Source organism: Actinoplanes hulinensis, assembly GCF_019429605.1.
Classification (GTDB): Bacteria; Actinomycetota; Actinomycetes; order Mycobacteriales; family Micromonosporaceae; genus Actinoplanes; species Actinoplanes campanulatus.
The window spans coordinates 44229-68030 of sequence record NZ_JAHXZI010000033.1; the positions used below are offsets into that span (position 1 = coordinate 44229).

Below are 23802 nucleotides of genomic sequence, written 5' to 3' on the forward strand. Positions count from 1 at the left end.
GATGCGGGTCCAGGGTGGACCGCCTCTAGCTACCGGGAACGGCCCGGCGCAGTGCCAGCGCGCTGATCCGCTGAGCGGCGTCGGCCGGGTCGGCGCCCGCGGCCACGGCGAGCCCGAGAAGGTACGCGGAGACCGGCGCCCCGGGCCGCAGGACGTTGTGCGCGACATCGCGCGCCACGTCGAGCACCTCCCGGGTAGGCACCTCGACGTCACCGAGCCCCAACTCAGCGGCGACCTCGGCCACCCACTCGTCCAGCTCGCTCATTGCGCCCATTCCTCCGCGGTGCGTAGATCGTCGTCGGTGTCGCAATCGAACCACGGGGGCGGGCCGGGCCGGCGCCAGGACACCTCGGCGACCCGGGAGTGATCGAGCAGCGCCCGGACCGGGGCGCCGTGCAGACCGCCGCGGGCCTCGGCCACCCGGTCGAGGGCGGCACGCAAACCGGCCGTACGCCATACCCCGCACAGCAGTTGCAGGTGCCCGTCGGTGTCCCGGTAGACCGCGCCCTCCATCGGCGCCGACTCCAGGGTCAACCGCAGGACGTCGACCGCCTCGCCGGTCAGCAGCGGCAGGTCGGCGGCGAGCAGGGCGGTGTAGGTGATGTGCGACGGCACCAGGGCGAGCCCCGCCGCGGCCGCCGCGACCGGCCCACCACCGGGCGGTTCCTCCCGGGTGACGTGCACCGGAACCGGGAAGTCCGGCGCTATCCGGCCGACCACGACACGCGGGTCGGCGTCGTGCACCGCCGCCAGCACCCGGGTGAGCATCGACTGGCCGGCGACCGCGAGGGCCGGCTTGTCGGCACCGCCCATCCGCCGTGCCGCACCACCGGCCAAGACCACCGCCGCGAATCCCCCCACGTGAGTACCGTATCCCGACCACGTGCCGGACGTGACCACGCGCTCGGTTCGACGTCTTCCGGGGACCCCGTAAGCTCCCGCTATGGCCAGGAGCACGACCCGCCGCACGGTGGTGACCATCGATGTCAGCGTGTCGCCGGCCGCCCGTCACCGCCAGGACCACCTGACGGCCGAGGAGCCGCTGGAGATCCGGGTCCGCAAGAAGCCGCTCGCGGTGACCATGCGCACCCCCGGCCACGACATCGACCTGGCCATGGGCTTCCTGCTCAGCGAGGGCGTGATCAGCCGGGCCGGGGAAGTGACGACGGCCCAGCTGTGCGCCGGCACGGACACGCCGAACACCTACAACGTGGTGGACGTCGTGCTCGACCCGAGCGTGCCGCCACCGGTCACCGACCCGAGCCGCAACTTCTACACGACCAGTTCCTGCGGGGTCTGCGGCAAGGCCAGCATCGACGCGGTCCGCGTACGGTCGCACTTCGACGTGTCCGCCGACCCGATGCGGATCCCGGCCCGGCTGCTCGCCGGCCTGCCGGAGAAGCTGCGCGCCGCCCAGCGGACCTTCGACCGCACCGGCGGTCTGCACGCCGCCGGCCTCTTCACCGCCGAGGGTGAGCTGGTGGTGCTGCGCGAGGACGTGGGACGGCACAACGCGGTGGACAAGGTGCTCGGGTGGGCGCTGCGGGAGGGCCGGCTGCCGCTGACCGGGCATGTCCTGCTGGTGTCCGGGCGGGCCAGTTTCGAGCTCACCCAGAAGGCGTGGATGGCAGGGCTGCCGATGCTGGCCGCGGTGTCGGCGCCGAGCACACTCGCCGCGGAACTGGCCGAGGAAGCCGGAATGACACTTGTCGGTTTCCTCCGCGAACCGCGGATGAACGTCTACTCCGGTGCACATCGCGTCACTTCCTGATCATTTGCCCGGCACCAGGGTCGGGGGGATTCCACACGTCAGGACCTCGAACAGCATCCGGGCGAGCTGGTGGCCGGGCTCCGCACCGAGGGCCCGGTCCACCGCCACCCGGGCCAGCGCGCCCCGGCCCAGCCGCCAGGCGGCGAACCCGAGCAGGCAGGCCGGAGCCGCCACGAACGCCGTCTCGACCCGCCGCACCACGTCGGTCCAGAGCCGGACCCGCCACTCCTCCGGACCGGTCCGGTCGAGCGCGTAGTCCTCCACAGCCCGGTCCACCAGCAGCGACCCGAGCCAGGCGACCTCGTCGTCGGTCAGGGCCGCACCGGACCGGTACCGTTTCTCGGCGTCCCGGATCGCCAGGCGGCCGGCCCGCCGGATCCGCCGGGCGTCGTCCAGCAGCTCGGGAAAGCGGGTCCGGGCCCGCTCGGTGGCCGCCGCCATGGCCCTGCGGGCCGGCCCGCGCACCGCCGCGACCTGGTCCACCAGGTGCTTCCGGCTGGGCAGGGCGACCTGGCCGAGGTAGGTGGCCGTGGCCGCGATCACGCTGTCCGGTGGCGGGCAGGGCAACCCCTGCGGCGGGCAGCAGGCCGGGTCCTCGCACAGATACGACCACCAGCGGCCGTCGTCGACCCGGAGCACGTCGTCGATCCGGACGCCGGCGGCCCGCAGCGCCTCGGCGACGGACAGCACGACCGGGGTGACCCGCCGGGGCGGCCCGTAGCCCACGATCACCACCGCGTCGGGACGCTGCCGGGCCACCGCTCCGGCCACCTCCCGGGCGGTCTCCGCGCACCGCTCCGGCGGCGGCAGGTCGAGACATGCGCCGAAGTCGAGCTCCCGGCCGCGCAGGCCGACCAGGGCGAGGTCGTCGCGCGGGTGGTAGCCGAGCAGGAACGGCAGTGCCGCGAGGAGATCGGAGGGGGTACGGAGGACGAGGGAGCAGTCGCCTGTCATGCCCGGCAGCGTGCTCGCATTCGGCGGCCGGTGGGATGCCCTGTGGACGACACGCCGGCCTGTCCACAGGCGGCGATCGCGAAGCCGCAGCTAGGAGCGGAACGGCAACTCGTGCAGTTGCAGACCCTCCTGCTGCCAGGGGTGGGTGTGCCGGTCCAGGTCCATGGTCAGCTCGATCGACGAGACCACGTCGTAGCCGGCCGCGTGCAGACTGCGGATCGCCTCCACGTTGCGGGACTCCGGCGAGATGGTCAGCGCGGTCATGCTGCGGCGTTTGGCCTCGCCGGCGACGTGTTGCAGCAGGCGACGGCCCACGCCCTTGTGCCGGTGGGTGATCGTCACGACGACCGGGTCGACCTCACCGGCCCGGCCCCGCATGATCAGCCCGACCATCCCGATCACCCCGTCGTCGGCGTGGTCGGCCACCCACAGTCCGGAGAGGTCGAGCCTGGTCAGGTACTCCTCGAAGCCGGCGCCGCCGTCGTCCCGGTGTTCCCCGTACATCTCGTTGTGCTGTCTGGTGAGCTCGGTCCACAGGTGCCTGCCAGTGGAGTGGTCACTCGGGCGGTACGAGCGCACGACGACAGGGGTCATGACGTCATCTTGCCTCCGAATGGAGACTTACGTCACCAGAAGCGCAAGATAGCCGGGTGGACCTGGCGTATCTGCGTGCGCACCCTGAGCACCTCCCGACATTTCTCACCCACCAGCGAATCCGTGAGACACCGGTGGCCCGTGGGGCCTCCCGGCTCACCCTCGACGACGGAACGTCCCTGTTCGCGAAGTCCTGGCCGTCCGGTCCGGCGCCCGACGGCATGTTCGCGGCGGAGGCGGCGGGACTGGCCTGGCTGCGCTCCTCGGAGACGGTTCCGGTGCCGGAGGTCCTGGTCACCCTGCCCGATCTGCTCGCCACCGAGTGGGTCCAGCCCGGCGAGCCCACCCGGCAGGCGGCGGAGACGTTCGGCCGCTCGCTCGCCTGCCTGCATCGCAGCGGCTCCGGCGCCTTCGGCGCCGCCTGGCCCGGCTGGATCGGCCCGCTGCCGCTGGACAACACCCCCGGCACCGGCGCGTGGGCCTCCTGGTTCGCGACCCGGCGCCTGCTTCCGTACCTCAAGATCTCGGCCGATCGCGGCGCGATCTCCGAGACCGACGTCACCCTCATCGAGCAGATCATCAAAGACCTCGAGGGGTACGCGGTGAGCGAACCGCCCGCACGAATCCACGGCGACCTGTGGCCGGGCAACCTGCTGTGGGCCGCCGACGGCCGTGCCTGGCTCGTCGACCCGGCGGCGCACGGCGGCCACCGGGAGACCGACCTGGCGACACTGTCCCTGTTCGGCGGGGTGCCCTACCTGGACGTCATCCTGGCCGCCTACCGGAAGGAGTGGCCACTGGCGGAGGGCTGGCAGGCCCGGGTTCCGCTGCATCAACTGCATCTGCTGCTGGTGCACACCGCGGCGTTCGGCGGTGGGTACCGGGACGCGGTGCGGGCCGCCGCCACGGCCGTTCTGCGCTTTTGATCATTGATCTATGGGGCGAAAGGCCCCGAACGAAGAGGCGCCTTGCCCATAGGGCGATATGGCTAGCGGCAGGATGGGTGTTGAGCGGCTAAATTCGACACGTGCGCATCTCCATGAGATCAGCCGAGCAGGCCCGGTGGCGACCGTGACCGGGCTCGTCGACCGGTTCGGCCGCATCGCGACCGATCTGCGCGTCTCGCTGACCGATCGGTGCAACCTTCGCTGCACGTATTGCATGCCGGCGGAGGGCCTCGCCTGGATGCCGCAGCAGCAGCAACTCTCCGACGACGAGGTGAAGCGGCTCGTCCGGATCGCGGTCGAGCGGCTCGGGGTCACCGAGGTGCGGTTCACCGGCGGCGAGCCGCTGATCCGGCGCGGCCTGGTGGACATCGTGGCGGAGACGGCGCGGCTCGATCCGCGCCCCAAACTCTCGGTCACGACGAACGGGATCGGCCTCGACCGGACCGCCGTCGCGCTGCGTGATGCCGGCCTCGATCGGGTGAACGTCTCGCTGGACACCCTCGACCCGGTGCGGTTCAACACGCTCACCCTGCGCGACCGGCATGCCGACGTACTGGCGGGTCTGCGGGCGGCGGCCGATGCCGGGCTCACCCCCGTGAAGATCAATACCGTGCTGATGCGCGGGGTCAACGAGGACGAGGCGCCGGCGCTGCTGCGGTTCGCCCTCGACCACGGCTATCAGTTGCGCTTCATCGAGCAGATGCCGCTCGACGCCCAGCATCAGTGGGACCGGCACGAGATGGTCACCGCCGAGGAGATCCTTGCCGCGCTCGAGCCCTTCGATCTCGAGCCTGACAATGTTTCACGTGGAACGGCGCCGGCCGAGACCTGGCTGATCCCGGGCCATGTCGATGCCGCCGGGGAACCGGCCCGGGTCGGCGTGATCGCCAGTGTGACCCGCCCGTTCTGTGGCGACTGCGACCGGACCCGCCTCACCGCCGACGGCCAGGTCCGCAACTGCCTGTTCGCCACCGAGGAGAGCGATCTGCGCGGGCTTCTGCGGGGCGGGGCCTCCGACAAGGAGATCGGTCGGGCCTGGCAGACCGCCATGTGGGGCAAACGCGCCGGGCACGGCATCGACGACCCGTCCTTCCTCCAGCCCGCCCGTCCCATGTCCGCGATCGGAGGCTGAACCGGTGCTCACGGTCCGCTATTTCGCCGGAGCCCGCGCGGCCGCCAGCGGCACGTCCAGTGAGATGGTCGAGGCCGCTGACCTGGACGAGCTGATCCAGGTTCTGGTCGACCGGCATGGTGAGCGGCTGGCCCTGGTGCTGAAGGCGGCCAGCTTCCTGGTGGATGGGCTCACCTGCCACGACCGGGCGGCGGCCCTGCCTGAGGGCGTCACGGTCGACATCCTGCCGCCGTTCGCGGGCGGCTAGCGCATCTTCCCGCCGCACTCTCACGCTTCCGGGCAGCCCCGGGGGCCAATCTTGGACGCTTTGCCACCGTTGCGAGTCTTCTTCTTGGGTGTTCGTGGTTCTACGTCAAGCGCCCGGTCGGGCGAATCGCCGAATGGGCCCACCGACCACCGCACTAGGCTGAAATGGGTCTTTGGTCGGAATCAGGCGCCCGTTTCGCCCGCTTTGGATGCCAACGTTATGCGATCTTGAACGATTGGCCACCCACAGCGGTGGCAAATCGTTCAAGAACGCTCCGGGTGACACGTCCTACCGGCGAGGGATTGCGGACTCGGCCGCGGGCAGCCAAGAAGAAGGCTCTTGTGGGTGGCAAATCGTCCAAGATCGCCGCGTGTCATTCCCCTACTGCGCTGGTCGGCGGGTTTTGTCGTACCCCTGGGGCAGCATGTGCGGTGGGACTGACGGGGAGGCTGGGATGCGGGTTGATGTCGCGAGCAGGCGGCGGAAGCCGGAATCGGTGCGGGCTGCGTTCCCCGGAGCGACCGTCATCGACGTGACGTCGCGGGGGCCGGAGCCGTGGGTGCGGCTGAGCCCGTTCTACCCACACGGCGGCATTCCGATTCCGCTCACACCAGGGGCGGTCGGTGCCTCCGTCGAAGGGATCTGGCAGGCGCTGAAGGTGTTCGACAGCGCCGATGTCGATCCGGGAAAGCTGGCCGTCACCTCGATGACCAACATCAAACGGACCGTGCGCCGCTACGGGCCGGTTCGCGGCCATCGTGCCGGGCTGACCGGTCAGGAGTTGCTGGACTACCCGACCGCCCGCAAGCGGATCTACCTGCCGGCCTATCGGTGGGTGCTCGAGCACCGGGTCCCGGATCTCGTCGATCGGCTGCGCGGTCTGGCGGCCGGCGGCATCGTCCTGCTCGACTACACGACCAACGGTGACCCGGCCGACACCAGCAGCCCGCTGTCGCATGCCGCCCTTCTGGCCCGCTATCTGACCGGCCGGTGGCCGGGCCCGGAGCCGGTATGAGGGTGATGCGCTTGCATCAGCCAGCCACCTCCCGCGTTGTCGCACTGTTTGACGATTGGGACGGTTCGGCCCGGCATGTGGCTGCTGAGACACCACTGAGAACGCCGACAGTTCACGGCTCCAGGGGCTCCGGCTAGCCGGGGAAACCGGGTCGGGCAAGCTGGAGGGCACGGTCGCGGGTGGGGCCGGCTGGGGAGGGTTCGAGTTGGTGCTGTTCATCGCGATGGTCCTGGTGATCGTCGGTCTGATCCACTTCTATCTGTGGAAGAGGCTGGTCCGTGATCCACTGCGGCCCGGCCCCGCCCGGCGCGTCGGGACGGTTCTGGCGGTCCTGCTCTTCGTGCTGTTCCCGGTGACGATGGGCGGGGTGCGGGCCGGTCACCTCTCGTGGCTGGCCTGGCCCGGCTATCTGTGGATCGCCGTGATGTTCTACCTGCTGATCACGCTGCTCGTGCTGGAGATCCCCCGGCTGGTGGCGCTGCGGTTGTGGGCGCGTAACCCCGGAGAAGGCAGCGACCATGCGTCGCGTTCTCCCAATGGTCTGGCGGCCGAACCCCTTCCCACCGGCGAGCCTGCGCTGAGCGGCGCGACAAGCGGGCACGCCGGCGCTCCGGCGGCAAGCGAGCACGGCGGCGCTCCGGCGGCAAGCGAGCACGGCGGCGAACCTTCGCTGAGCGGCCGGGCGAGTGGGCACGGCAGCGAGTCGCACGGTGGTGGTGAGCCGACGCTGGGCGCGGGTGGGGCTGCGACTGTCGACACGGTCGACGAGGCCGGCGCCGCCGGTGAGAGCGGCGGCGCGAGCCGGGAGCCGGGAGCCGGTGGCGTGGCGGGACACGGCGGCGCGGGCCAGGGGCCGGGGATGGACCGGCGGTTGCTCCTGGCCCGGGGGACGGCGATCTTCGCCGGGCTCACCGCGGCGAGCATCACCGGCTACGGCGTGAAGACGGCGACCGGGGCGCCGCAGATCGACCGCGTCCAACTGCCGATCGCCAAGCTGCCGCGGTCCATGGACGGAACACGGCTGGCCGTGGTCTCCGACATCCACATCGGGCCGCTCACCGGAGTGGAGCACGCGCGGCGCATCACCCGGGTGATCAACTCGGTGAACGCGGACCTGGTGTGCGTGGTCGGCGACCTGGTTGACGGCAGTGTGGCCGAGCTGGGCCGGTTCGCGGCGCCGCTGGGTGGGATCGAGTCGCGGCACGGGGCGTTCTTCGTGACCGGGAACCACGAGTACTACTCCGGCGCCGAGGAGTGGGTCGAGGAGGTGGCCCGGCTCGGGATCCGGCCGCTCCGCAACGAGCGGGTCGAGATCAACGGACTGGATCTGGCCGGTGTGAACGATCTCACCGGTGAGGAGCAGGGCGACGGCCCGGATTTCGCCCGCGCGCTGGGCGACCGGGACACCACCCGGCCGGTGGTGCTGATGGCCCACCAGCCGGTGGCCGCGAAGGAGGCGGCGCCCTACGGGGTGGATCTCCAGGTCTCCGGGCACACGCACGGCGGCCAGATGGCCCCGTTCAACATGCTCGTGAGATTGCAGCAGCCGGTAGTCTCCGGCTTCGGGAAGGTGGACGGCGTGCCGGTGTATGTGACCAACGGCGCGGGTTTCTGGGGTCCTCCGGTGCGGGTGGGCGCGCCCCCGCAGGTCACGGTCATCGAATTGCGTGTGGCGTAACCCATCAAGATCGGTAAGTGTGTTTGAGCGTGGCGAAGCTTGGCGGAACCGACGGCCGTGACAGGATGCGGAACGTGGCGGTCAGCACGGATACATATGTCGCGGACCTGCACATTCACTCCCGCTACTCGCGGGCCTGCAGCCGCGATCTGACCCTGCCCAACCTGGCCTGGTGGGCCCGGCGCAAGGGCATCGCCCTGCTCGGCACCGGCGACTTCACCCACCCGGCCTGGTTCGAGCACCTCCGGGAGAGCCTCGAACCGGCCGAGCCGGGCCTGTTCCGGCTGGCCGACGAGAAGCCGGTGACGAAGCGGCTGCCGGGTTCGCTGCGCGGCACCGACCCGGCCCGGTTCATGCTGAGCGTCGAGATCTCCACGATCTACAAGCGGGACGACAAGACCCGCAAGGTCCACCACCTGCTCTACGCTCCCGACTTCGAGTCGGTCGCGAAGATCAACACGGCGCTGGCCCGGATCGGCAACCTGACCGCGGACGGCCGCCCGATCCTGGGCCTGGACTCGCGGAACCTTCTGGAGATCACGCTGGAGGCCGGCGGCTATCTGGTCCCGGCGCACATCTGGACGCCGTGGTTCTCCGCCCTGGGGTCGAAGTCCGGGTTCGACGCGATCGCCGACTGCTACGCCGACCTGGCCGACCACGTCACCGCGGTGGAGACCGGCCTCTCCTCGGACCCGGAGATGAACTGGCGGGTCTCCAGCCTGGACCGCTACCGCCTGGTCTCGAACTCGGACGCGCACTCACCGGCCGCCCTGGCCCGTGAGGCCACCCTGTTCACCGGCACCCCCGACTACTTCGCGGTGCGCGACGGCGTCGGCCAGGCCGGGACGCTCGAGTTCTTCCCGGAGGAGGGGAAATACCACGCCGACGGCCACCGGGCCTGCGGGGTGAACTGGGAACCGGAGCGGACCCGGCAGGCCGGCGGCCGCTGCCCGGAGTGCGGGCGCCCGCTGACCGTCGGCGTGCTGAGCCGGATCGAGGACCTGGCCGACCGTCCGCTGGGCTTCCAGAAGGACGACCACGTCGAGCACCTGATCCAGCTGCACGAGATCCTCGGCGAGATCCACGGTGTCGGCCCGAAGTCGAAGACGGTGGAATCCCAGCTCAACCATCTGGTCGCCACACTCGGCGCGGAGCTGGACATCCTGCGCAAGGTGCCGGTGGACGAAATCGGCAAGGCGGGTGGCGACGAGCTGCGCGAGGCGATCACCCGGCTCCGGAGCGGCGATGTGCGGCGGGTGCCCGGCTATGACGGCGAGTACGGCGTGATCACGCTCTTCGACTCCGGCGAGCTGCGCAATCGCAACAGCGCCCCGCAGGTGGAGACGCTCTTCGACTTCCCGGCGGAGACGCCGAAGGCGAGGCCCGAGCCGGCCCCGGCGAAACCGAAGGCCAAGCCGGTCAAGGAGAAGCCGGCCCCGCCGCCGCTGGCCCCGCCGCCCAGCCCGCACGAGCCGTTCGAGCCGATGCTGGCCGGGATGGAGGAGGTCGGCACCGGCCTGCTGGACCGGCTGGACGCGATGCAGCGGGTGGCCGCGTCGGCACCGGGCGGTCCGCTGCTGATCGTGGCCGGCCCGGGCACCGGCAAGACCCGGACGCTGACGCACCGCATCGCGTACCTCTGTGCCGAGCTGGGCGTCTTCCCGGAACGCTGCCTGGCCATCACGTTCACCCGGCGGGCCGCGTCGGAGCTGAGGGAGCGTCTCGAGGCGCTGCTCGGCGACGTGGCCGAGGACATCACGGTGGGCACCTTCCACTCGCTGGGCCTCACCGTGCTGAAGGAGAACGCGAAGGCGGCCGGGCTGGGCTCGGGCTGGCGCATCGCCGACGACCACGAGCAGGCGCGGGCCCGGGAGCAGGCCGGCGAGGACGACGCGGCGTACCGGAAGCTGCTGCGCCAGCAGGACCTGGTCGACCTGGACGATCTGATCAGCGTGCCGGTGGCGCTGCTGCGTGAGGACCAGGCACTGGTCGAGAAGTACCGCAAGCGCTGGCAGTGGATCTTCGTGGACGAGTACCAGGACGTCGACGAGCTCCAGTACGAGCTGCTCCGCCTACTCAGCCCACCGAACGGCAACCTGTGCGCGATCGGCGACCCGGACCAGGCGATCTACTCGTTCCGGGGTGCCGACGTGCAGTATTTCCTTCGGTTCAACTCCGACTTCGTGGACGCCCGCCTGGTCCGGTTGACCCGCAACTACCGGTCGTCGGCGCCGATCCTGGCCGCCGCGGTGCAGGCCATCGCCCCGACGACGCTGGTCCGCGGCCGCCGGCTGGATCCGGCCCGGCTCGACCCGGAGGCCGCGCTGGTGGGCCGCTATGCCGCCCGCAGTGTCGCGGACGAGGCCGACTTCGTCGTCCGTACGATCGATGAGCTCGTCGGTGGTCTCTCGCACCGCTCGCTGGACTCGGGCCGGGTGGATTCCCGTGTCGCCGCGGCCGGGAATCTGTCGTTCTCCGACATTGCGGTGCTGTATCGCACCGACGCCCAGTCCGGCCCGATCATGGAGGCCCTGTCCCGGGCCGGCATCCCGGTGCAGAAGCGGTCGCACAACCGGCTGCGGGACCGTGCCGGGGTCGCCGAGATCGCCCGGGAGCTGCGGCACGCCGGCGGTGCGGGCGGTTCGCTCGCGACCCGGGTGAAGCTGGCCGGTCAGGTGCTGGCGCAGCGGTTCGCCACCCCGACGCTGGACGGTGGACAGCTGGCGCCCGAGGACGTCTGGACCGCCACCGAGCTGTTGATGCCGCTGGCCCACCGGGTCGGTGAGGATCTGCCGCTGTTCCTGCAACAGCTGGCGACGGGCGCCGAGGTGGACGCGCTGGACCCGCGGGCGGAGGCGGTGAACCTGCTGACCCTGCACGCCGCGAAGGGCCTGGAGTTCCCGGTGGTCTTCCTGGTCGGCTGTGAGGACGGTCTGCTGCCGCTGCGCTGGCCGGGTTCGACCCCGTCGGAGGAGGAGACGGCCGAGGAGCGCCGGCTGTTCTTCGTGGGCCTGACCCGTGCCCAGGACCGGCTGTACGTGAGCCATTCGGCGAAACGGTCGCGGCACGGCAGCGAGCGGGAGCAGAGCCCCACACCGTTCCTCGACGTGATCGATTCCGGACTTTTCGAGAAGTTGGGTGAGGCGATCCCGGCCCGCCCGAAGGATCGTCAGCTCAGACTGCTGTAAGCCCGGCGAGCGCTCCGGCGAGCAGGGCCGGCCCGAACGGGATCGGCCGTGCTCGCCGCCGCACCAGCAACCAGGTGGCGACCGCGCCGTTGAGCAGGTGGGCGGTGCCGAGACCGACGGCCACCGCCGGCCAGCCCGCGAACCCGAGCAGGAACGCCAGTGCCGCGCCCAGTTTCACGTCGCCGAGGCCGAGTCCGCGCCCGGGCAGCATCGCGATCGCCAGGTACCCGGCGCCGACCAGCGTGCCGGCGGCCAGTGCCGGACCGATCCGGCCGGGCGCCAGCAGGGCGAGCGGTGTGCCCGCGCCGAGGGCGAGTGTGCCGACCAGTTTGTCGGGCAGGCGCAGGCAGCCCAGGTCGATCGCCGCGAGAAGCACTCCGGGAATCGCGGCGAGCAGGTGGACCGGCAGTTGGGGCACCGGTCCGAGCAAGACCGCCAGCAGGCCGCCGACCAGCGACAGCGTCACGGCCGGGCCGATTCCGCTCGCACAGCAGGCCGGTCCGGCGTGGATCCAGCCGGCCGCTCCGGGCGGGAACGGCCGGTCACAGCGGGCGCACGCCGGCCGTGCCGGTTCTCCGAAGGGGACGGTCAGCCGGTACGCGACGCGGGGCAGGAACGCCCCCGCCGTCGCCCCGAACAGCATCGACAAGATCACCAACTGTGATGACACGAACGTGAAAGGTAGCCGATTGTCCGCCGCACGCTACGGTGGCAGGCAGCGCAGACCGCTTCTGGAGGGACCCCCGATGTCGCAGAACGGGCCGTACCCTGGTCAGCCATGGCTGGGTGGGAGCCCCGAGGAGCCGTACTCGGAACCCGCCGACCCGTGGAGCGCGAACGAGCAGCCGTGGAGCCAGCCGCAGATTCCACAACAGCAGCCGCCGCAGCCCGGCTGGAAACCGCCCGCCGAGTGGAAGCCGCCACCGGCCCGGCGCGGTTTCGCGATGGGTGCGCTGGTCGCCGTGCTCAGTGTCCTGATCGGTGGCGGGGTGGCCACCGGCGCCTGGTTCCTGTTGGGCCGCGACGAGAAGACGAAGACGCCGGTGGCGACGACCACGACCGCGCCGGCCGGGCACGGGGCGCGACCGCAGACCAGTGAGGACGCCCGGTTCGCGGCGAAGGGTCAGTGTGTCCGCAACGAGGGCACCGACAACGAGCCGAAGCTGCGTGTGGTGGTCTGCACGGCGAACACCTACCAGGTGCTGAAGCGGATCGACGGCAAGACCACGGGCGAGAAGGACGCGGTCGGCAAATGCTCCAAGGTGACCGGCTACACGAAGTGGTACTACTACGACACCGAATACGACGACGTCGACTTCGTACTCTGCCTCAAGGAGTATTCGGCGGTCTAGGGAATCTGCTAGAAAAACCTAGATGGTGATATCGAGGCGACTCTAGCGTTCGCGCTAGACGGCCCGATACGGTGCTACGCGTGGATCCGGTGCGAAATCCGTACGCTCCCGGCGCCGGTCAGCGCCCACCCGAGCTGGCGGGCCGCGGTCGCGAGCTGGACGCCTTCGACGTCGTTCTGGAACGGGTGGCCCGCGGTCGCCCCGAGCGCAGCCTGGTCCTGACCGGCCTGCGTGGCGTGGGCAAGACGGTGCTGCTCAACACGCTGCGCTCGGCCGCGATCGGCCGCCTCTGGGGCACCGGCAAGATCGAGGCCCGGCCGGACCAGTCGCTGCGCCGCCCGGTGTCCGGCGCGCTGCACATGGCGATCCGCGAGCTGGCCCCGCACCACCGCGACCCGGACCGGGTGGACGAGGTGCTCGGCGTGCTCAAGGCGTTCGCGCTGCGGGCCAACGAGACCAACGCGAAGATCCGGGACCGCTGGGCGCCCGGCATCGACGTGCCGCCGGCCCGCGGCCGCGCCGACTCCGGCGACATCGAGATCGACCTGGTCGAGCTGTTCACCGACGCCGCCTCGCTGGCCACCGACGTCGGCACCGGGATCGCCCTGTTCATCGACGAGATGCAGGACCTCAGCGCCACCGACGTGTCGGCGCTCTGCGCGGCCTGCCACGAGCTGTCCCAGCTGGGCGCGCCGCTGATCGTGGTGGGCGCCGGGCTGCCGCACCTGCCGGCCGTGCTGTCCGCCGCCAAGTCGTACTCCGAGCGGCTGTTCCGGTACGCACGGATCGACCGGCTGGACCGGGACGCCGCCGATCTGGCGCTCGGCGTGCCGGCCGAGCGCGAGGGTGTGGACTACGACCAGGAGGCGCTGGACCTGCTCTACGAGAAGTCCGGCGGGTATCCGTACTTCGTCCAGGCCTACGGGAAGGCCACCTGGGATCACGCGCCGCAGTCGCCGATCACCGCCGACGACGTCCGGGTGGCCGCGCCCGAGGCCGAGGGCGAGCTGGCGGTCGGCTTCTTCGGCTCCCGGTTCGAACGGGCCACCCCGGCCGAGCGGGAGTACATGCGGGCCATGGCGGCGCTCTCCGACGACCCCGGCAACGACATGGACGCCGCGGTGCCGACGTCGGACATCGCCACCTCGCTCGGCCGTAAGCCGGCCAGCCTCTCGCCGGCCCGCGACGCACTGATCAAAAAGGGACTCATCTACTCCGGCGAGCGGGGGACGGTGGCGTTCACCGTCCCGCATTTCGGCCGCTACCTCAGAACTCAGCCGGTGTAGTCGGTCGGTTACGGGTATAACCGGGGGCATGAGGCCCGTACGCACCGCAGCCCGAGCCATGCTGGCATCGATCTTCGTGTTCGACGGCATCCGTGCCCTGGCCCGCCCCGAGGAGCGGGCTGAAGCGGTCCGCCCGTTCGCCGACCGGGTGACGCCGCTGCTGGAGCGCACGGACCCGCGTCTGCCCACCGATCCGGTCACCCTGGTGCGGGTCAAGGCGGCCGCCGACGTGCTGGCCGGTCTGGCGCTGGCCACCGGGCGGTTCACCCGGATCTCCGCCGCCGTGCTTGCGGCCGGCCTGATCCCGCACACCGCGACCGACAAGGGCGACCGCGATCATCTGCTGCGCAGTCTCGGTCTGCTCGGTGGGCTGTTGCTCGCCGCCGCCGACACCGAGGGCCGGCCGAGTCTGCGCTATCGCACCACGCACGCGGTGGACCGCAGCCAGCGGTCGGTGCGCCGGGCCGTGCGCACCGCGAAACGGGAGGCGAGAATCGCCGCGACGGCCGCCGCGACTGCGCGCAGATTGCCCGGATAACAACCTTATCGCGGCGTTTGCGTTAAAGCGGACAAGGGACCGCGCGGTCGGTCTGCGCCTTCTAAGCTCGCTTCCGCTCGGCTACGACGTGCCGCCGATCCCGACCGCTTCGCCCTTCGTGCGAGCGGCGGGTCGACCGGCAGGCCATGCCGTGCCCGGTAACGAGACGGGGGTCGCGCCATGCCGGCGAAGCGAAGAGGGGCGCACAACGCTGCGCGCGTGCGGTCCGGGCTGGTCGTTCTCGGCGCCCTGCTCACCCTGGCGGTCATCACTCTCTACTTTCAGCGGTACGCGCTGAGCACCCTCGCCGTGGAACACGCCGCCATCCGGGGGTGGCTCGACGGCGCGGACCTGTACGCCTACCGGTCCCCCGGCAACCAGGCCGGCGCCGCGCTGCCACCCGCGCTGGCCATGCTGCTCGCGCCCCTGACCCTGCTGCCGCTACGTGCCGCCGGCTGGTTGCTGGCCGTGGCCGGGGTGGCGGCTCTCCTGCTGACCACGCTGGTCGTCGCCGGCCCGGTGGCCCGTCGCCACGGTCGCCGCCGCACCCCGTTCGTCCTGGCCGCGGCCGCCCTGGCGCTGCTCTCCGAACCGGTCCGGGCCACCATCGGCCTGGGCCGCCCGGAGTTGCTGATCCTCGCCCTGCTGGCCGCCGACCTGATCGCCCTGCGCCGCGCCGACCGGGCCCGGCACCGCATCCTGGCCGACCTGCCGGGCCCACGCCGCCGCTCCGCCCTGGACCGCGGACCGCACTGGTTCCCGGACAGGTTCCGCCGTCGTCTGCGCCGGTCCTGGATCACCGGTTCGTGGGCGGGCGTGGGCAGCGGTCTGGCCGCCGCGCTCTGCGCCGTACCGTTGCTCTTCATCGTCTTCCTGCTGCTCACCAAGCAGCGCCGGGCCGCCGTGACGGCCCTGTTCACGGCCGCGGTGGTCACCCTGGCCACGCTGGCGGTGGCTCCCGACGAGACCCTCTCCTGGTACGGGACGGTCATGTGGGAACTGGACCGCCCCGCCCCGGTCAGCGCCCCGGACAATCAGTCGCTGGCCGGCGTGATGGCCCGGCTCTACGGTTTCCCGGCGCCACCGGTGCTGGTCTGGTTCGCCTTCGGGATGCTGCTGCTCGCCGTGGGTCTCATCCGGGCCCGCTCGGCCCACACCGACGGCGACGAGGTGGCGGCCTTCACGCTGGTCGGCCTGACCGGCGCCATCACCGGCCCGGTGTCCACCTCGGCCGAGACGCTCTGGCTGCTCCCGGCCGTCCTGGTGCTCGCCGACACCGGCATGCGCCGCCGCCTGGGTGGCGGCCGGCTGCCCCGTACCACCCGTCTCACCGGCATCGCGTTCCTGGCCGGGGCCCTGCTCGTCTACCTGTCCCTGCTGGCGCCACCATCCTGGTCGCTGACCTGGAACATCCCGGCCTTCGCCCTGATCCTGCTGGTCAACACCCTCCCGTGGCGGCATGGCGCCCCGTCCCTGCCCATCCCGCGACCGGGCCGGGCCTCCCGCCCCGCGGCCATCCCTCTCCCACGCGGCGGCTGACCCGCGGGTCAAGCCCAGCCGGCTTTCAGAGCTGTCTCAAGGCCCCGGAAACAGCTCTGGGAGCCGGCCACGAAGATCCAACTGGACACCAGGGCTGTCTAGAGGCCATCGAGACAGCTCTCACGACCGGCCGGGAGCGGTAGTCGCTCCGGCGAGAGCGGGGTGGTGGGAGCTCGACCCACGATCTCAGCCCGGCGGGCGCGTCACAGGCTTGAGTGGCACCCGGCTCGCGGTGCGCTACGGAACTGCCAATGTTTCGTCGAGGGCTGGCACTCCCGTACGAAATCATGGGTTTAAGGGCAGTTGACCCATTCTTCGGCGCCGTCGTGGAAGACCTGGCGTTTCCAGATCGGGAGGCGGGCCTTGGCCTCGTCGACCAGGCGGGCGCAAGCGGCGAAGGCGGCCGCGCGATGTGCGGTGCTGACCGAAGCGACCAGCGCGACATCGCCGATCTGGAGGGTTCCGATGCGGTGTGAGACGGCGACCGCGTAGACCGCCGGGTCGGCGGCGATCTCCGCGGCCACCTCGCGCAGGACGGCGGCGGCGGTGGGGTGGCCCTCGTACTCCAGGAGGGTGACGCCCCGGCCGTGGTCATGATCGCGGACCACGCCCTGGAAGGAGACCACCGCACCCGCCCGCGGGTCGGCGACGGCAGCCTCGTGGGCGGCCAGGTCGAGCGGCGCGTCGATCACCTCGGCCCGGATGACGCCGGCAACGGAATCCCCGGCGGCGATCTCGGTGGGAACGCCGCCGGCGGTGGCGTCCTCGGCGTGGGCAAGACCGGTGGGGTTCTCGGTGGTCATGGGCGCTCCCCGGGCGTCAGCGGAAGGGGCAGGAATCCGATGCTGTCGCCGGCGGCGGCCTGGGTGCCGGGGCGGACGACGGCGAAGCCGTGTGAGTTGGCGAGGCCGCGCAGCATGGCCGAGCCGACGTGGCCGACGGGGGTGGCGGTCCGGCCGGTGGCGTCGAGCGCGGCGAGAGCCAGGTGTGTGAAGTCACCGCGGCCGGCGATTCCCGTGCCCGCGGTGATCTGCGGCAGTGGGGGCAGATCGCGGCCGCGCAGGCCGGCCAGCAGCGGCGCGACCAGGGTGACCAGGGCGATGATCGCGGATTGCGGGTTTCCGGGCAGGCCGGCGAGGAAGCGCGGGCGGCCGTCCGGGCCGGGCACCCGGGCCAGCAGCATCGGGAATCCGGGGCGGACGGCGACGGTGTTGACGATGTACTCGGCGCCCAGCTCGGCGAGGGCGGGGTGCAGGTGGTCGACCGGGCCGTGCATGGTGCCGCCGGTGGTGCAGACCAGGTCGGCGGTGTCGAGGGCGGACCGGATGGCGTCGAGGTGGGCGTCGAGCGTGTCCTTGACCGGGCCGGTGACCGTGCCCACTTCCGCGCCGTAACGGCGCAGCCAGGACGGCACCTGCGGGCCGAGCGAGTCGCGGACCCGGCCGTTGCCGGGCGGCCCCGCGGTGAGCAGTTCGTCGCCGAAGACCAGGAGGGCGGCGCGCGGGACCGGGCGGACCTGGAGGGTCTCGTAGCCGCAGGTGGCGGCGACGCCGATGACCGCCGGGTCGACCGCCGTGCCGGCCGGCAGCAGTTCCTCGCCGCGGTGCGCCTCCTCGCCGGGCAGGCGCCAGTCGGGGACGGCCCTCGGTTCGCCGGTGACCCGGCCGTCCGGGCCGGTTGCCGAGTCCTCGATCCGGACCAGGGCGGTGGCGCCCTCCGGCACCATGGCGCCGGTGGCGATCTCGACGCAGTCGCCGTCCGCGGTGAGCGGGGGCGGGGTGCCGCCGGCCAGGACCCGGCCGACCGGGCGCCAGGGCGCCGGGCCGCGGACCGCCCAGCCGTCGATGCTCGAGGTGGGGAAGGCCGGCAGGTCGGTGAGGGCGCGCAGCGGCTCGGCGAGGATCCGGCCGTCGGCCTCGCCCAGCGGGATCTCCTCGGCGCCGCCCGCCGCGGCCTGCCCCGCGGCGAAGGCGAGGGTTCGGGCCAGTTCCCAGTCCACAGGGGTCGACTCGGTCACCGGCGAAGCCTATCGCTCAGTGGTCGCCGCCCCGGATCTGGTCCACGGTGTGTGCGAGCAGCGGCCCCAGCACGGCCAGCCCGTCCTTGGCGCCGCCGGTCGAGCCGGGGAGGTTGACGATCAGGGTGCGGCCGGCCACCCCGGCGAGCCCGCGGGAGAGTGCGGCGGCGGGGACCCGGTCGCGGCTGTGGGCGCGGATGGCCTCGGCGATCCCGGGGATCTCGAAGTCGAGCAGCCCGCGGGTGGCCTCCGGCGTGCGGTCGGTCGGTGTGACGCCGGTGCCGCCGCTGGTCAGGACCACGTCGACGCCGTCGGCGACGGCGGCGCGGAGCGCTTCGGCGACCGGGTCACCGTCCGGTACGACGACCGGCTCGCCCACCTCACAGCCGAGCTCGCGCAGCCCGGTGACGAGCCGGGGGCCGCTGGTGTCGGCGTAGACCCCGGCCGCGGCCCGGTTGGAGGCGACGATCACGCGGGCCCGGATGGTCACGGCCGGTCCTCCGGGCGGATCCACTCGCCGGTCTTGCCGCCCTCTTTGCGCAGCACCCGGACCGATTCGATGCTGGCCGCCGGGTCCACGGCCTTGATCATGTCGATGAGCGCGAGACCGGCCGTGGCGACGGCGGTGAGCGCCTCCATCTCGACGCCGGTCCGGTCGGCGGTCTTGGTGATCGCGGTGATCTCGACCGTGGTGTCGGTGGGCTCCAGTTCGACCTTCACGCCGTGCAACCCGATCGGGTGGCAGAGCGGAATCAGGTCGGGTGTCCGCTTCGCGCCCATGATTCCGGCGAGCCGGGCCACCGCGAGCGCGTCGCCCTTGGGCAGGCCGTCGCGGCGCAGCAGGTCGATGACCTCAGCGGTGGTACGGACCCGGCCCGCCGCGACGGCACGGCGGTCGCTCACGGTTTTGCCGGAAACGTCGACCATCCGGGCGGCGCCGGTCTCGTCAACGTGGGTGAGTTGGCTTTCCTGGGGCATACCGGAAGCCTAGTTCGTTTGCACTTCACATCTTGTCCACACTGCTCAGGGGCCATCTGGGTACTGACGAAATAGAATTCATCACGGCCGGACGATGCGATTCTCATCGCAATGAGTTTCCATTCAGAAACTGTCCGTGATGGCGCGGCAGGCTATTGCCGCATACTGCGCATACCGACACGATCTGCTGGAAACCAGCGCTACACACGCCTAACTTATCCCCTGTCAGGACGACAGCGGACAAAGTGGAGGAAACGCCATGTACGGCGAAAAAGAGTGGGGCTGAAAATCGCGTAATGCGCGGACAGACGGTTATCAATTAGGTTGAGCCTTGAGCGACGAACCGGTCGCACTCGGCTACGACAAGGACTCGATGACTCGCACACGAGGCGACGAAAACGTGACCGATCAGCGGCTCCGGCTGCTCATCGGTCTCGTCGTCGTTCTGGGGGTCTGCGCCACCGCGGGCTTCCTGGCGTACGCGCTGAGCCTCCCCGGCCCACCCCCGCACCCACTGGTCCTGGCCGTCTTCGGCGCCGGCCTGATCATCGCCAACCGGGTCCGGGTGCACGTCCGCGTCAAGTCCAACGTCGACAGCAACACCTGGGGCGAGGTCCCGGTCCTGATCGGACTGACGCTGATCCCGGCGCCCTGGGTGGTGTTCTGCACGATCGCCGCGATCACCGTGATCCGCTGCCTGAGCTGGCTCGGGCCGCAGAAGACCGCGTTCGGCATCGCCAAGGGCGCGCTCACCACCGGTGCGGCGGCGGCCGTCTTCCTGTTCTTCGACGTCCAGCCGGATCTGGTCCGGCCACCCTTCCCGGTGCTCCCGATCGTGGCGGCGCTGATCGCCTTCATCGTGGTCGACCACCTCGCCTTCGTGCCGGTGCTGTCGGTCGCGACCGGCGGCAGCCTGTGGCAGGTCGCGCTGCACGACTGGACCACCAAGCTCATCCTGCATCTCGGTGAGCTGGCGGCCACCCTCATCGTCGTCGGTGTGCTGGCCACCGGCACGAACCCGCTGCTCCTGCTGGTCGTCCCACTCGTTGTGGTGTGCATGCACCTGTGGCAGTCCCGCAGCGTCCGGACCCGGGAGGAACGGGAGTCGTGGCAACGTCTGGCCAAGGCGACCGACGAGCTCAACGCGGTGGACCTCACCCAGGTGCTGCACTCGGCGACGACGCGGGCCGCGCAGATCTTCTCGGCGGTGGAGGCGGCCATCGACCTGGCCGCGCGGACCGTACGCGCCACCGAGACGCACGTCCTCGCCGACGGCCCGCTGCTGGCCACCACGCCTCCGCCGCTCGACGAGACCACCGTCGACCTGGTGGCGCACGACGGCAGTGTCCGGGTCGGGGTGCTGCGCCTGCGGTTCGGCGGAACGGTCCGGCTCACCGAGGTCGAGCAGTACAAGCTGCGTACCTTCGCGTCGGCGGTGTGCACCGCCATCCGGAATGCCCAGGCGTACGCCGAACTGGCCCGCATCGCCGCGGAGAACGCCCACGCCGCCGCACACGACCCGCTCACCGGCCTGGCCAACCGCCGCCGGCTGTACGAACACGCCGACCGCCTCTTCCGGTCCACCGCCCACACCGGCCTCTTCGCCCTGCTGCTGATCGACCTGAACCACTTCAAGGAGGTCAACGACACGCTCGGGCACGCCGCCGGTGACGAGGTGCTGCGCCAGGTGGCCGGCCGGCTGCGGGACGCGGCAGCTCCCGGCGACCTGGTCGCCCGGCTCGGCGGTGACGAGTTCGCGGTGCTGCTCACCGCCCTGCCGACGCCCGCGCTGGCCGGGCACCGGGCCACCGGCATGCTCGCCGCACTGGACGCCGGCATCGAGGTCGAGGGCATGCAGCTGACCGTCGAGGCGGCCGGCGGCATCGCCCTGGCCGCCGGCACGGGCAGCGTCGAGGAGCTGATGCGCCGCGCCGACATCGCCATGTACCAGGCGAAACGCGCCGGTGAACCGACCGTCGTCTACGCGCACTCCAGGGACACCGCCGACCTGGACCGGCTGGTGCTCACCGGCGAGCTGCGGCGCGCGGTGGCCGAGCACGAGTTCACCGTCGACTTCCAGCCGATCGTCGACCTGGGCAGCGGCGAGGTGGTCGCGGCCGAGGCGCTGGCCCGGTGGCGGCACCCCCAGCAGGGCAACCTCACTCCGGTGCAGTTCCTCGAGACGGTCGAGCGGTCCGGGCAGCTGCCGGCGTTCGCCGACGCGGTGCTGGAGCAGTCGCTGCTCGCCCTGCAGAACTGGCGGGAGGCGGGCTTCGACCTGCCGGTCGCCGTGAACGTGTCGCCACGCAGCCTGCTCGACCCGAATTTCCCGGCGGCCGTGCTGGCCCGGCTGTCCCGGCACGACGTCCCGGCGAACCGGCTGGTCCTCGAACTCACCGAGACCCTCACCGTGAGTCAGCTCGACGTGGTCGAGCGGACCCTCGCCGAGCTGCGCAACGCCGGTGTCAAACTGGCCATCGACGACTTCGGCACCGGCGTCTCGTCGCTCTCCGTGCTCTCCCGGATCCCAGTGCACCAACTCAAGATCGACCGGGAGTTCGTGGCCGGGGTGGAGACCTCGACGGAGGCGGCCGCGGTCATCCGCACCACCGTCGACCTGGCCCGCAACCTGCACCTCACGGTCGTCGCCGAAGGCGTGGAGAGCGAGCCCCAACGGCACGCCCTCTGGCAGCTCGGCTGCACGGCCGGGCAGGGGCACCTGTTCGCCCGGCCGTACTCGGCGGTCCGATTCCTCAGCGTGCTACGGCGCGGCTCGGGCGGGCGGCCGGGCGTGCTGGCGGTGGCGCTGCACGACGCGGGTTCGGTGGTCAGGCTGCCTGTGCGGCGTCTGCCAAACTTGCCCGCGTGACCAAGCCGTCCGATCGGGCCGTCGATCTGCTCCTCTACGCGATCTCCGCGGTCTTCGCGCTGGTCACCGCCCTCACGTCGACGCTGCTGCCACACCGGGCGTGGGGCGCCATCGCCGCCTGCGGCTATCTGGCAGCAGCCCTGCTCGTGTACGTGGTTCGCCGCCGCGACATCCTGACCTGGGCCACCTGGGGAGCGGTGGCGATGCTTCCGCTCGTCGTGCAGGCGGTGCAGCGGGCCGGTGGGCGTACCGACCGGGCCCAGGAAGAGGTGGCCGTCGTCGAGCACATGGGCGAATCGCTGCTGCACACCGGCACGCCCTACCTGAGCCGTGCCGAGATCGCCGCCATCCCGCTCGACGAACGCCTGCTCGGCTACCGCCCCTATCAGCCCGGCATGTCCCTTTTCGGCCTGCCCCGGGCCATCGCGGGTGATCACTGGTGGACCGACGCCCGCGTCTGGTTCGCGATCATCACGGTGGCCGCGCTGGTTGCCGCCGTCACCCTTCTGCGTCCGTCAAACCCATCGATGGTACAGGCGATGCAGGCGGCCACCGTCCTACCCGTGACGGCCCTGACCCTCGCCACCGGTGGGGACGACATCCCCGTACTGGCGCTGTGCCTGCTGGCCCTGGCCCTGTTCGCGAGCGGCCGCCCCGGATGGGCCGGAGTCGCCGTCGGTGCGGCCGCCGGGCTCAAACTCTTCGCGCTCCCGGTGGTGGCCGTCCTCGCGGCGCTGTCCATCGCCACCGGCACCTGGCGGCGACTGCTACCCGGTGCCCTCGGCATCCCGGTGCTCGCCGTGCTCCCGCCGCTGCTGGTGAACCCCGACGCCCTCATCGAGAACGTCTTCCGCTTCACCCTCGGGCACGGTCTCGTGACGAGCCCCGCACAGTCGCCGTTCCCCGGGTACCTGATCTCCCAGGCGGTTCCCGGCGGCCGCTACGTCGCCGCCGGGCTGCTCGTGGCCGCGGCCGCCGTCATCGGGATGCTCCTGATGCGCCGTCCACCGCGTACCGCCGCCAACGCCGCCCTCTTCTGCGGATACGGACTTCTCGCCGCGATCCTGCTGATGCCGACGACACGGTTCGGCTACCTGCTCTACCCGGTCGCCCTACTGCTCTGGGCGCCCGCCCTGCGGGTGTTCTCCGGTCGTACTCAGCAAGCACACAGCTTCTTCGGCCCCACGGCATGACACAGCCTTGTACCGTCATTGAAATGCATATGACCTGTCCCAAGTGTCACGGCGAGATGCGGGTCTACGAGCGCAGCGGCGTCACGATCGACCAGTGCACCGAGTGCCGCGGAATCTTCCTGGACCGTGGCGAGCTCGAGAAGCTTTTCGCGGCCGAATCCACCTACAACAGCCGGCCGGGCACCGGAGCGCCGGTTCCCCCGCCGCCCGCGCCGCCGGCCCACCACCAGCCGGGTTACGCGCCCCCGCCGCCTCCGCCGCAGCCCGCCTACGGCGCGCCGGCCGCCCACTACCCGCCGGCCGTGCCGGCGTACGGGCACCGTGGTCACTACCGGCGCGGCCACCACGGCCACTACCGCCGGCGCGGCTTCCTGCACGACCTCTTCGACTGAGTCTGATTGCTGCGCTTCGCTCCGCGGCAAAACGCCTTGTAACCGGTGTCGAGGCAAGTGATTTCCCGCCGCCAGCAAACCCCGCTGGCGTCGGCAAATCACTTGCCTCGAC

The 23802-nt window shown here is 71.5% G+C and carries 23 protein-coding genes; 14 read left to right on the forward strand and 9 right to left on the reverse strand.

All coding sequences use genetic code 11. The features are described from left to right. Positions 1 to 25: 25 nt before the first annotated feature. Positions 26 to 265, reverse strand: a complete 240-nt coding sequence (locus KZ829_RS39990; RefSeq protein WP_220149051.1) for a DUF6457 domain-containing protein — start codon at positions 263 to 265, stop codon at positions 26 to 28. After that, on the reverse strand, positions 262 to 861 hold the full coding sequence (gene mobA / locus KZ829_RS39995) for a molybdenum cofactor guanylyltransferase (RefSeq protein WP_308285859.1): 600 nt from the start codon (positions 859 to 861) through the stop codon (positions 262 to 264). Before mobA ends, KZ829_RS39990 begins: the two co-directional genes overlap by 4 nt. Positions 862 to 943: 82 nt before the next feature. Between mobA and fdhD the strand changes: the two genes are divergently transcribed. Next, positions 944 to 1771 (forward strand): formate dehydrogenase accessory sulfurtransferase FdhD, encoded by an 828-nt coding sequence (fdhD, locus tag KZ829_RS40000; protein WP_220149053.1) that lies wholly within the window; start codon positions 944 to 946, stop codon positions 1769 to 1771. Here fdhD and KZ829_RS40005 read toward each other — a convergent pair whose 3' ends face one another. Together KZ829_RS40005 and KZ829_RS40010 are read right to left on the reverse strand one after the other, a co-directional pair. Beyond that, a complete protein-coding gene (locus KZ829_RS40005) occupies positions 1772 to 2725 on the reverse strand; it encodes a DUF4192 domain-containing protein (RefSeq protein WP_220149054.1) in 954 nt (317 codons plus the stop codon). A gap of 90 nt (positions 2726 to 2815) precedes the next feature. Then, positions 2816 to 3319 (reverse strand): GNAT family N-acetyltransferase, encoded by a 504-nt coding sequence (locus tag KZ829_RS40010; RefSeq protein ID WP_220149055.1) that lies wholly within the window; start codon positions 3317 to 3319, stop codon positions 2816 to 2818. Between the two features lie 56 nt (positions 3320 to 3375). Between KZ829_RS40010 and KZ829_RS40015 the strand changes: the two genes are divergently transcribed. The 6 genes from KZ829_RS40015 (at position 3376) to KZ829_RS40040 (ending at position 11526) form a co-directional block, all read left to right on the forward strand. Further along, positions 3376 to 4245, forward strand: coding sequence for a fructosamine kinase family protein (locus tag KZ829_RS40015; RefSeq protein WP_220149056.1), 870 nt, complete (start codon positions 3376 to 3378; stop codon positions 4243 to 4245). A 118-nt stretch (positions 4246 to 4363) separates the two neighbouring features. After that, positions 4364 to 5398, forward strand: coding sequence for a GTP 3',8-cyclase MoaA (gene moaA, locus KZ829_RS40020; protein WP_308285862.1), 1035 nt, complete (start codon positions 4364 to 4366; stop codon positions 5396 to 5398). Between the two features lie 4 nt (positions 5399 to 5402). Continuing rightward, positions 5403 to 5645 (forward strand): MoaD/ThiS family protein, encoded by a 243-nt coding sequence (locus tag KZ829_RS40025; RefSeq protein WP_220149058.1) that lies wholly within the window; start codon positions 5403 to 5405, stop codon positions 5643 to 5645. Positions 5646 to 6099: 454 nt separating this feature from the next. Next, entirely contained in the window at positions 6100 to 6660 is a 561-nt protein-coding gene (locus KZ829_RS40030) for a DUF6939 family protein (RefSeq protein ID WP_220149059.1), read from the forward strand. Between the two features lie 358 nt (positions 6661 to 7018). Further along, on the forward strand, positions 7019 to 8338 hold the full coding sequence (locus tag KZ829_RS43680; RefSeq protein ID WP_443611892.1) for a metallophosphoesterase: 1320 nt from the start codon (positions 7019 to 7021) through the stop codon (positions 8336 to 8338). Between the two features lie 65 nt (positions 8339 to 8403). Next, entirely contained in the window at positions 8404 to 11526 is a 3123-nt protein-coding gene (locus KZ829_RS40040; RefSeq protein ID WP_220149069.1) for a UvrD-helicase domain-containing protein, read from the forward strand. Here the strand turns inward: KZ829_RS40040 and KZ829_RS40045 are convergent. Next, positions 11513 to 12196, reverse strand: coding sequence for an A24 family peptidase (locus KZ829_RS40045; RefSeq protein ID WP_246637046.1), 684 nt, complete (start codon positions 12194 to 12196; stop codon positions 11513 to 11515). The two genes, KZ829_RS40040 and KZ829_RS40045, sit on opposite strands and share 14 nt — an antisense overlap. Positions 12197 to 12272: 76 nt before the next feature. On the opposite strand from KZ829_RS40045, the gene KZ829_RS40050 reads away from it, so the two are divergent. The 4 genes from KZ829_RS40050 to KZ829_RS40065 all read left to right on the forward strand — a co-directional run bounded on the left by KZ829_RS40050 (position 12273) and on the right by KZ829_RS40065 (position 16241). Further along, positions 12273 to 12878 (forward strand): LppU/SCO3897 family protein, encoded by a 606-nt coding sequence (locus KZ829_RS40050; RefSeq protein WP_220149060.1) that lies wholly within the window; start codon positions 12273 to 12275, stop codon positions 12876 to 12878. Positions 12879 to 12958: 80 nt separating this feature from the next. Then, positions 12959 to 14164, forward strand: a complete 1206-nt coding sequence (locus KZ829_RS40055; RefSeq protein WP_188120440.1) for an ATP-binding protein — start codon at positions 12959 to 12961, stop codon at positions 14162 to 14164. A gap of 28 nt (positions 14165 to 14192) precedes the next feature. Then, positions 14193 to 14702 carry a DoxX family protein gene (locus KZ829_RS40060; protein WP_220149061.1) on the forward strand — a complete coding sequence of 170 codons (510 nt, stop codon included), beginning with the start codon at positions 14193 to 14195 and terminating at the stop codon, positions 14700 to 14702. A gap of 219 nt (positions 14703 to 14921) precedes the next feature. After that, positions 14922 to 16241 (forward strand): glycosyltransferase 87 family protein, encoded by a 1320-nt coding sequence (locus KZ829_RS40065; RefSeq protein ID WP_308285861.1) that lies wholly within the window; start codon positions 14922 to 14924, stop codon positions 16239 to 16241. A 293-nt stretch (positions 16242 to 16534) separates the two neighbouring features. Here the strand turns inward: KZ829_RS40065 and KZ829_RS40070 are convergent, their stop codons facing one another. From KZ829_RS40070 to moaC, 4 genes are read right to left on the reverse strand one after another with little or no spacing between them, the layout of a single operon-like run. After that, positions 16535 to 17044 carry a molybdenum cofactor biosynthesis protein MoaE gene (locus tag KZ829_RS40070; protein ID WP_246637047.1) on the reverse strand — a complete coding sequence of 170 codons (510 nt, stop codon included), beginning with the start codon at positions 17042 to 17044 and terminating at the stop codon, positions 16535 to 16537. Continuing rightward, on the reverse strand, positions 17041 to 18258 hold the full coding sequence (locus KZ829_RS40075; protein ID WP_220149063.1) for a molybdopterin molybdotransferase MoeA: 1218 nt from the start codon (positions 18256 to 18258) through the stop codon (positions 17041 to 17043). The genes KZ829_RS40070 and KZ829_RS40075 overlap by 4 nt, the downstream gene beginning before the upstream one ends. 16 nt (positions 18259 to 18274) lie before the next feature. Continuing rightward, on the reverse strand, positions 18275 to 18772 hold the full coding sequence (locus tag KZ829_RS40080) for a MogA/MoaB family molybdenum cofactor biosynthesis protein (protein WP_220149064.1): 498 nt from the start codon (positions 18770 to 18772) through the stop codon (positions 18275 to 18277). After that, positions 18745 to 19236 (reverse strand): cyclic pyranopterin monophosphate synthase MoaC, encoded by a 492-nt coding sequence (gene moaC, locus KZ829_RS40085; protein WP_183226515.1) that lies wholly within the window; start codon positions 19234 to 19236, stop codon positions 18745 to 18747. The genes KZ829_RS40080 and moaC overlap by 28 nt, the downstream gene beginning before the upstream one ends. Positions 19237 to 19609: 373 nt before the next feature. On the opposite strand from moaC, the gene KZ829_RS40090 reads away from it, so the two are divergent. The 3 genes from KZ829_RS40090 to KZ829_RS40100 are packed head-to-tail and all read left to right on the forward strand — an operon-like array spanning position 19610 to position 23690. Next, entirely contained in the window at positions 19610 to 22105 is a 2496-nt protein-coding gene (locus tag KZ829_RS40090) for a putative bifunctional diguanylate cyclase/phosphodiesterase (RefSeq protein ID WP_220149071.1), read from the forward strand. Beyond that, positions 22102 to 23298, forward strand: coding sequence for a glycosyltransferase 87 family protein (locus KZ829_RS40095; protein WP_220149065.1), 1197 nt, complete (start codon positions 22102 to 22104; stop codon positions 23296 to 23298). Before KZ829_RS40090 ends, KZ829_RS40095 begins: the two co-directional genes overlap by 4 nt. 23 nt (positions 23299 to 23321) lie before the next feature. Then, entirely contained in the window at positions 23322 to 23690 is a 369-nt protein-coding gene (locus KZ829_RS40100) for a TFIIB-type zinc ribbon-containing protein (protein WP_220149066.1), read from the forward strand. The last annotated feature ends 112 nt before the right edge of the window (positions 23691 to 23802 follow it).

Excerpts from the sequence above, each read along its gene's own strand:
- KZ829_RS39990 (WP_220149051.1), bottom strand. The coding sequence starts at position 265 with ATGAGCGAGCTGGACGAGTGGGTGGCCGAGGTCGCCGCTGAGTTGGGG.
- KZ829_RS43680 (WP_443611892.1), top strand. The coding sequence starts at position 7,019 with ATGGGCGGGGTGCGGGCCGGTCACCTCTCGTGGCTGGCCTGGCCCGGC.
- KZ829_RS40005 (WP_220149054.1), bottom strand. The coding sequence starts at position 2,725 with ATGACAGGCGACTGCTCCCTCGTCCTCCGTACCCCCTCCGATCTCCTC.
- moaC (WP_183226515.1), bottom strand. The coding sequence starts at position 19,236 with ATGCCCCAGGAAAGCCAACTCACCCACGTTGACGAGACCGGCGCCGCC.
- KZ829_RS40010 (WP_220149055.1), bottom strand. The coding sequence starts at position 3,319 with ATGACCCCTGTCGTCGTGCGCTCGTACCGCCCGAGTGACCACTCCACT.
- KZ829_RS40060 (WP_220149061.1), top strand. The coding sequence starts at position 14,193 with ATGAGGCCCGTACGCACCGCAGCCCGAGCCATGCTGGCATCGATCTTC.
- KZ829_RS40050 (WP_220149060.1), top strand. The coding sequence starts at position 12,273 with ATGTCGCAGAACGGGCCGTACCCTGGTCAGCCATGGCTGGGTGGGAGC.
- KZ829_RS40030 (WP_220149059.1), top strand. The coding sequence starts at position 6,100 with ATGCGGGTTGATGTCGCGAGCAGGCGGCGGAAGCCGGAATCGGTGCGG.
- KZ829_RS40070 (WP_246637047.1), bottom strand. The coding sequence starts at position 17,044 with ATGACCACCGAGAACCCCACCGGTCTTGCCCACGCCGAGGACGCCACC.
- KZ829_RS40040 (WP_220149069.1), top strand. The coding sequence starts at position 8,404 with ATGCGGAACGTGGCGGTCAGCACGGATACATATGTCGCGGACCTGCAC.
- KZ829_RS40090 (WP_220149071.1), top strand. The coding sequence starts at position 19,610 with ATGACTCGCACACGAGGCGACGAAAACGTGACCGATCAGCGGCTCCGG.
- KZ829_RS40100 (WP_220149066.1), top strand. The coding sequence starts at position 23,322 with ATGCATATGACCTGTCCCAAGTGTCACGGCGAGATGCGGGTCTACGAG.
- fdhD (WP_220149053.1), top strand. The coding sequence starts at position 944 with ATGGCCAGGAGCACGACCCGCCGCACGGTGGTGACCATCGATGTCAGC.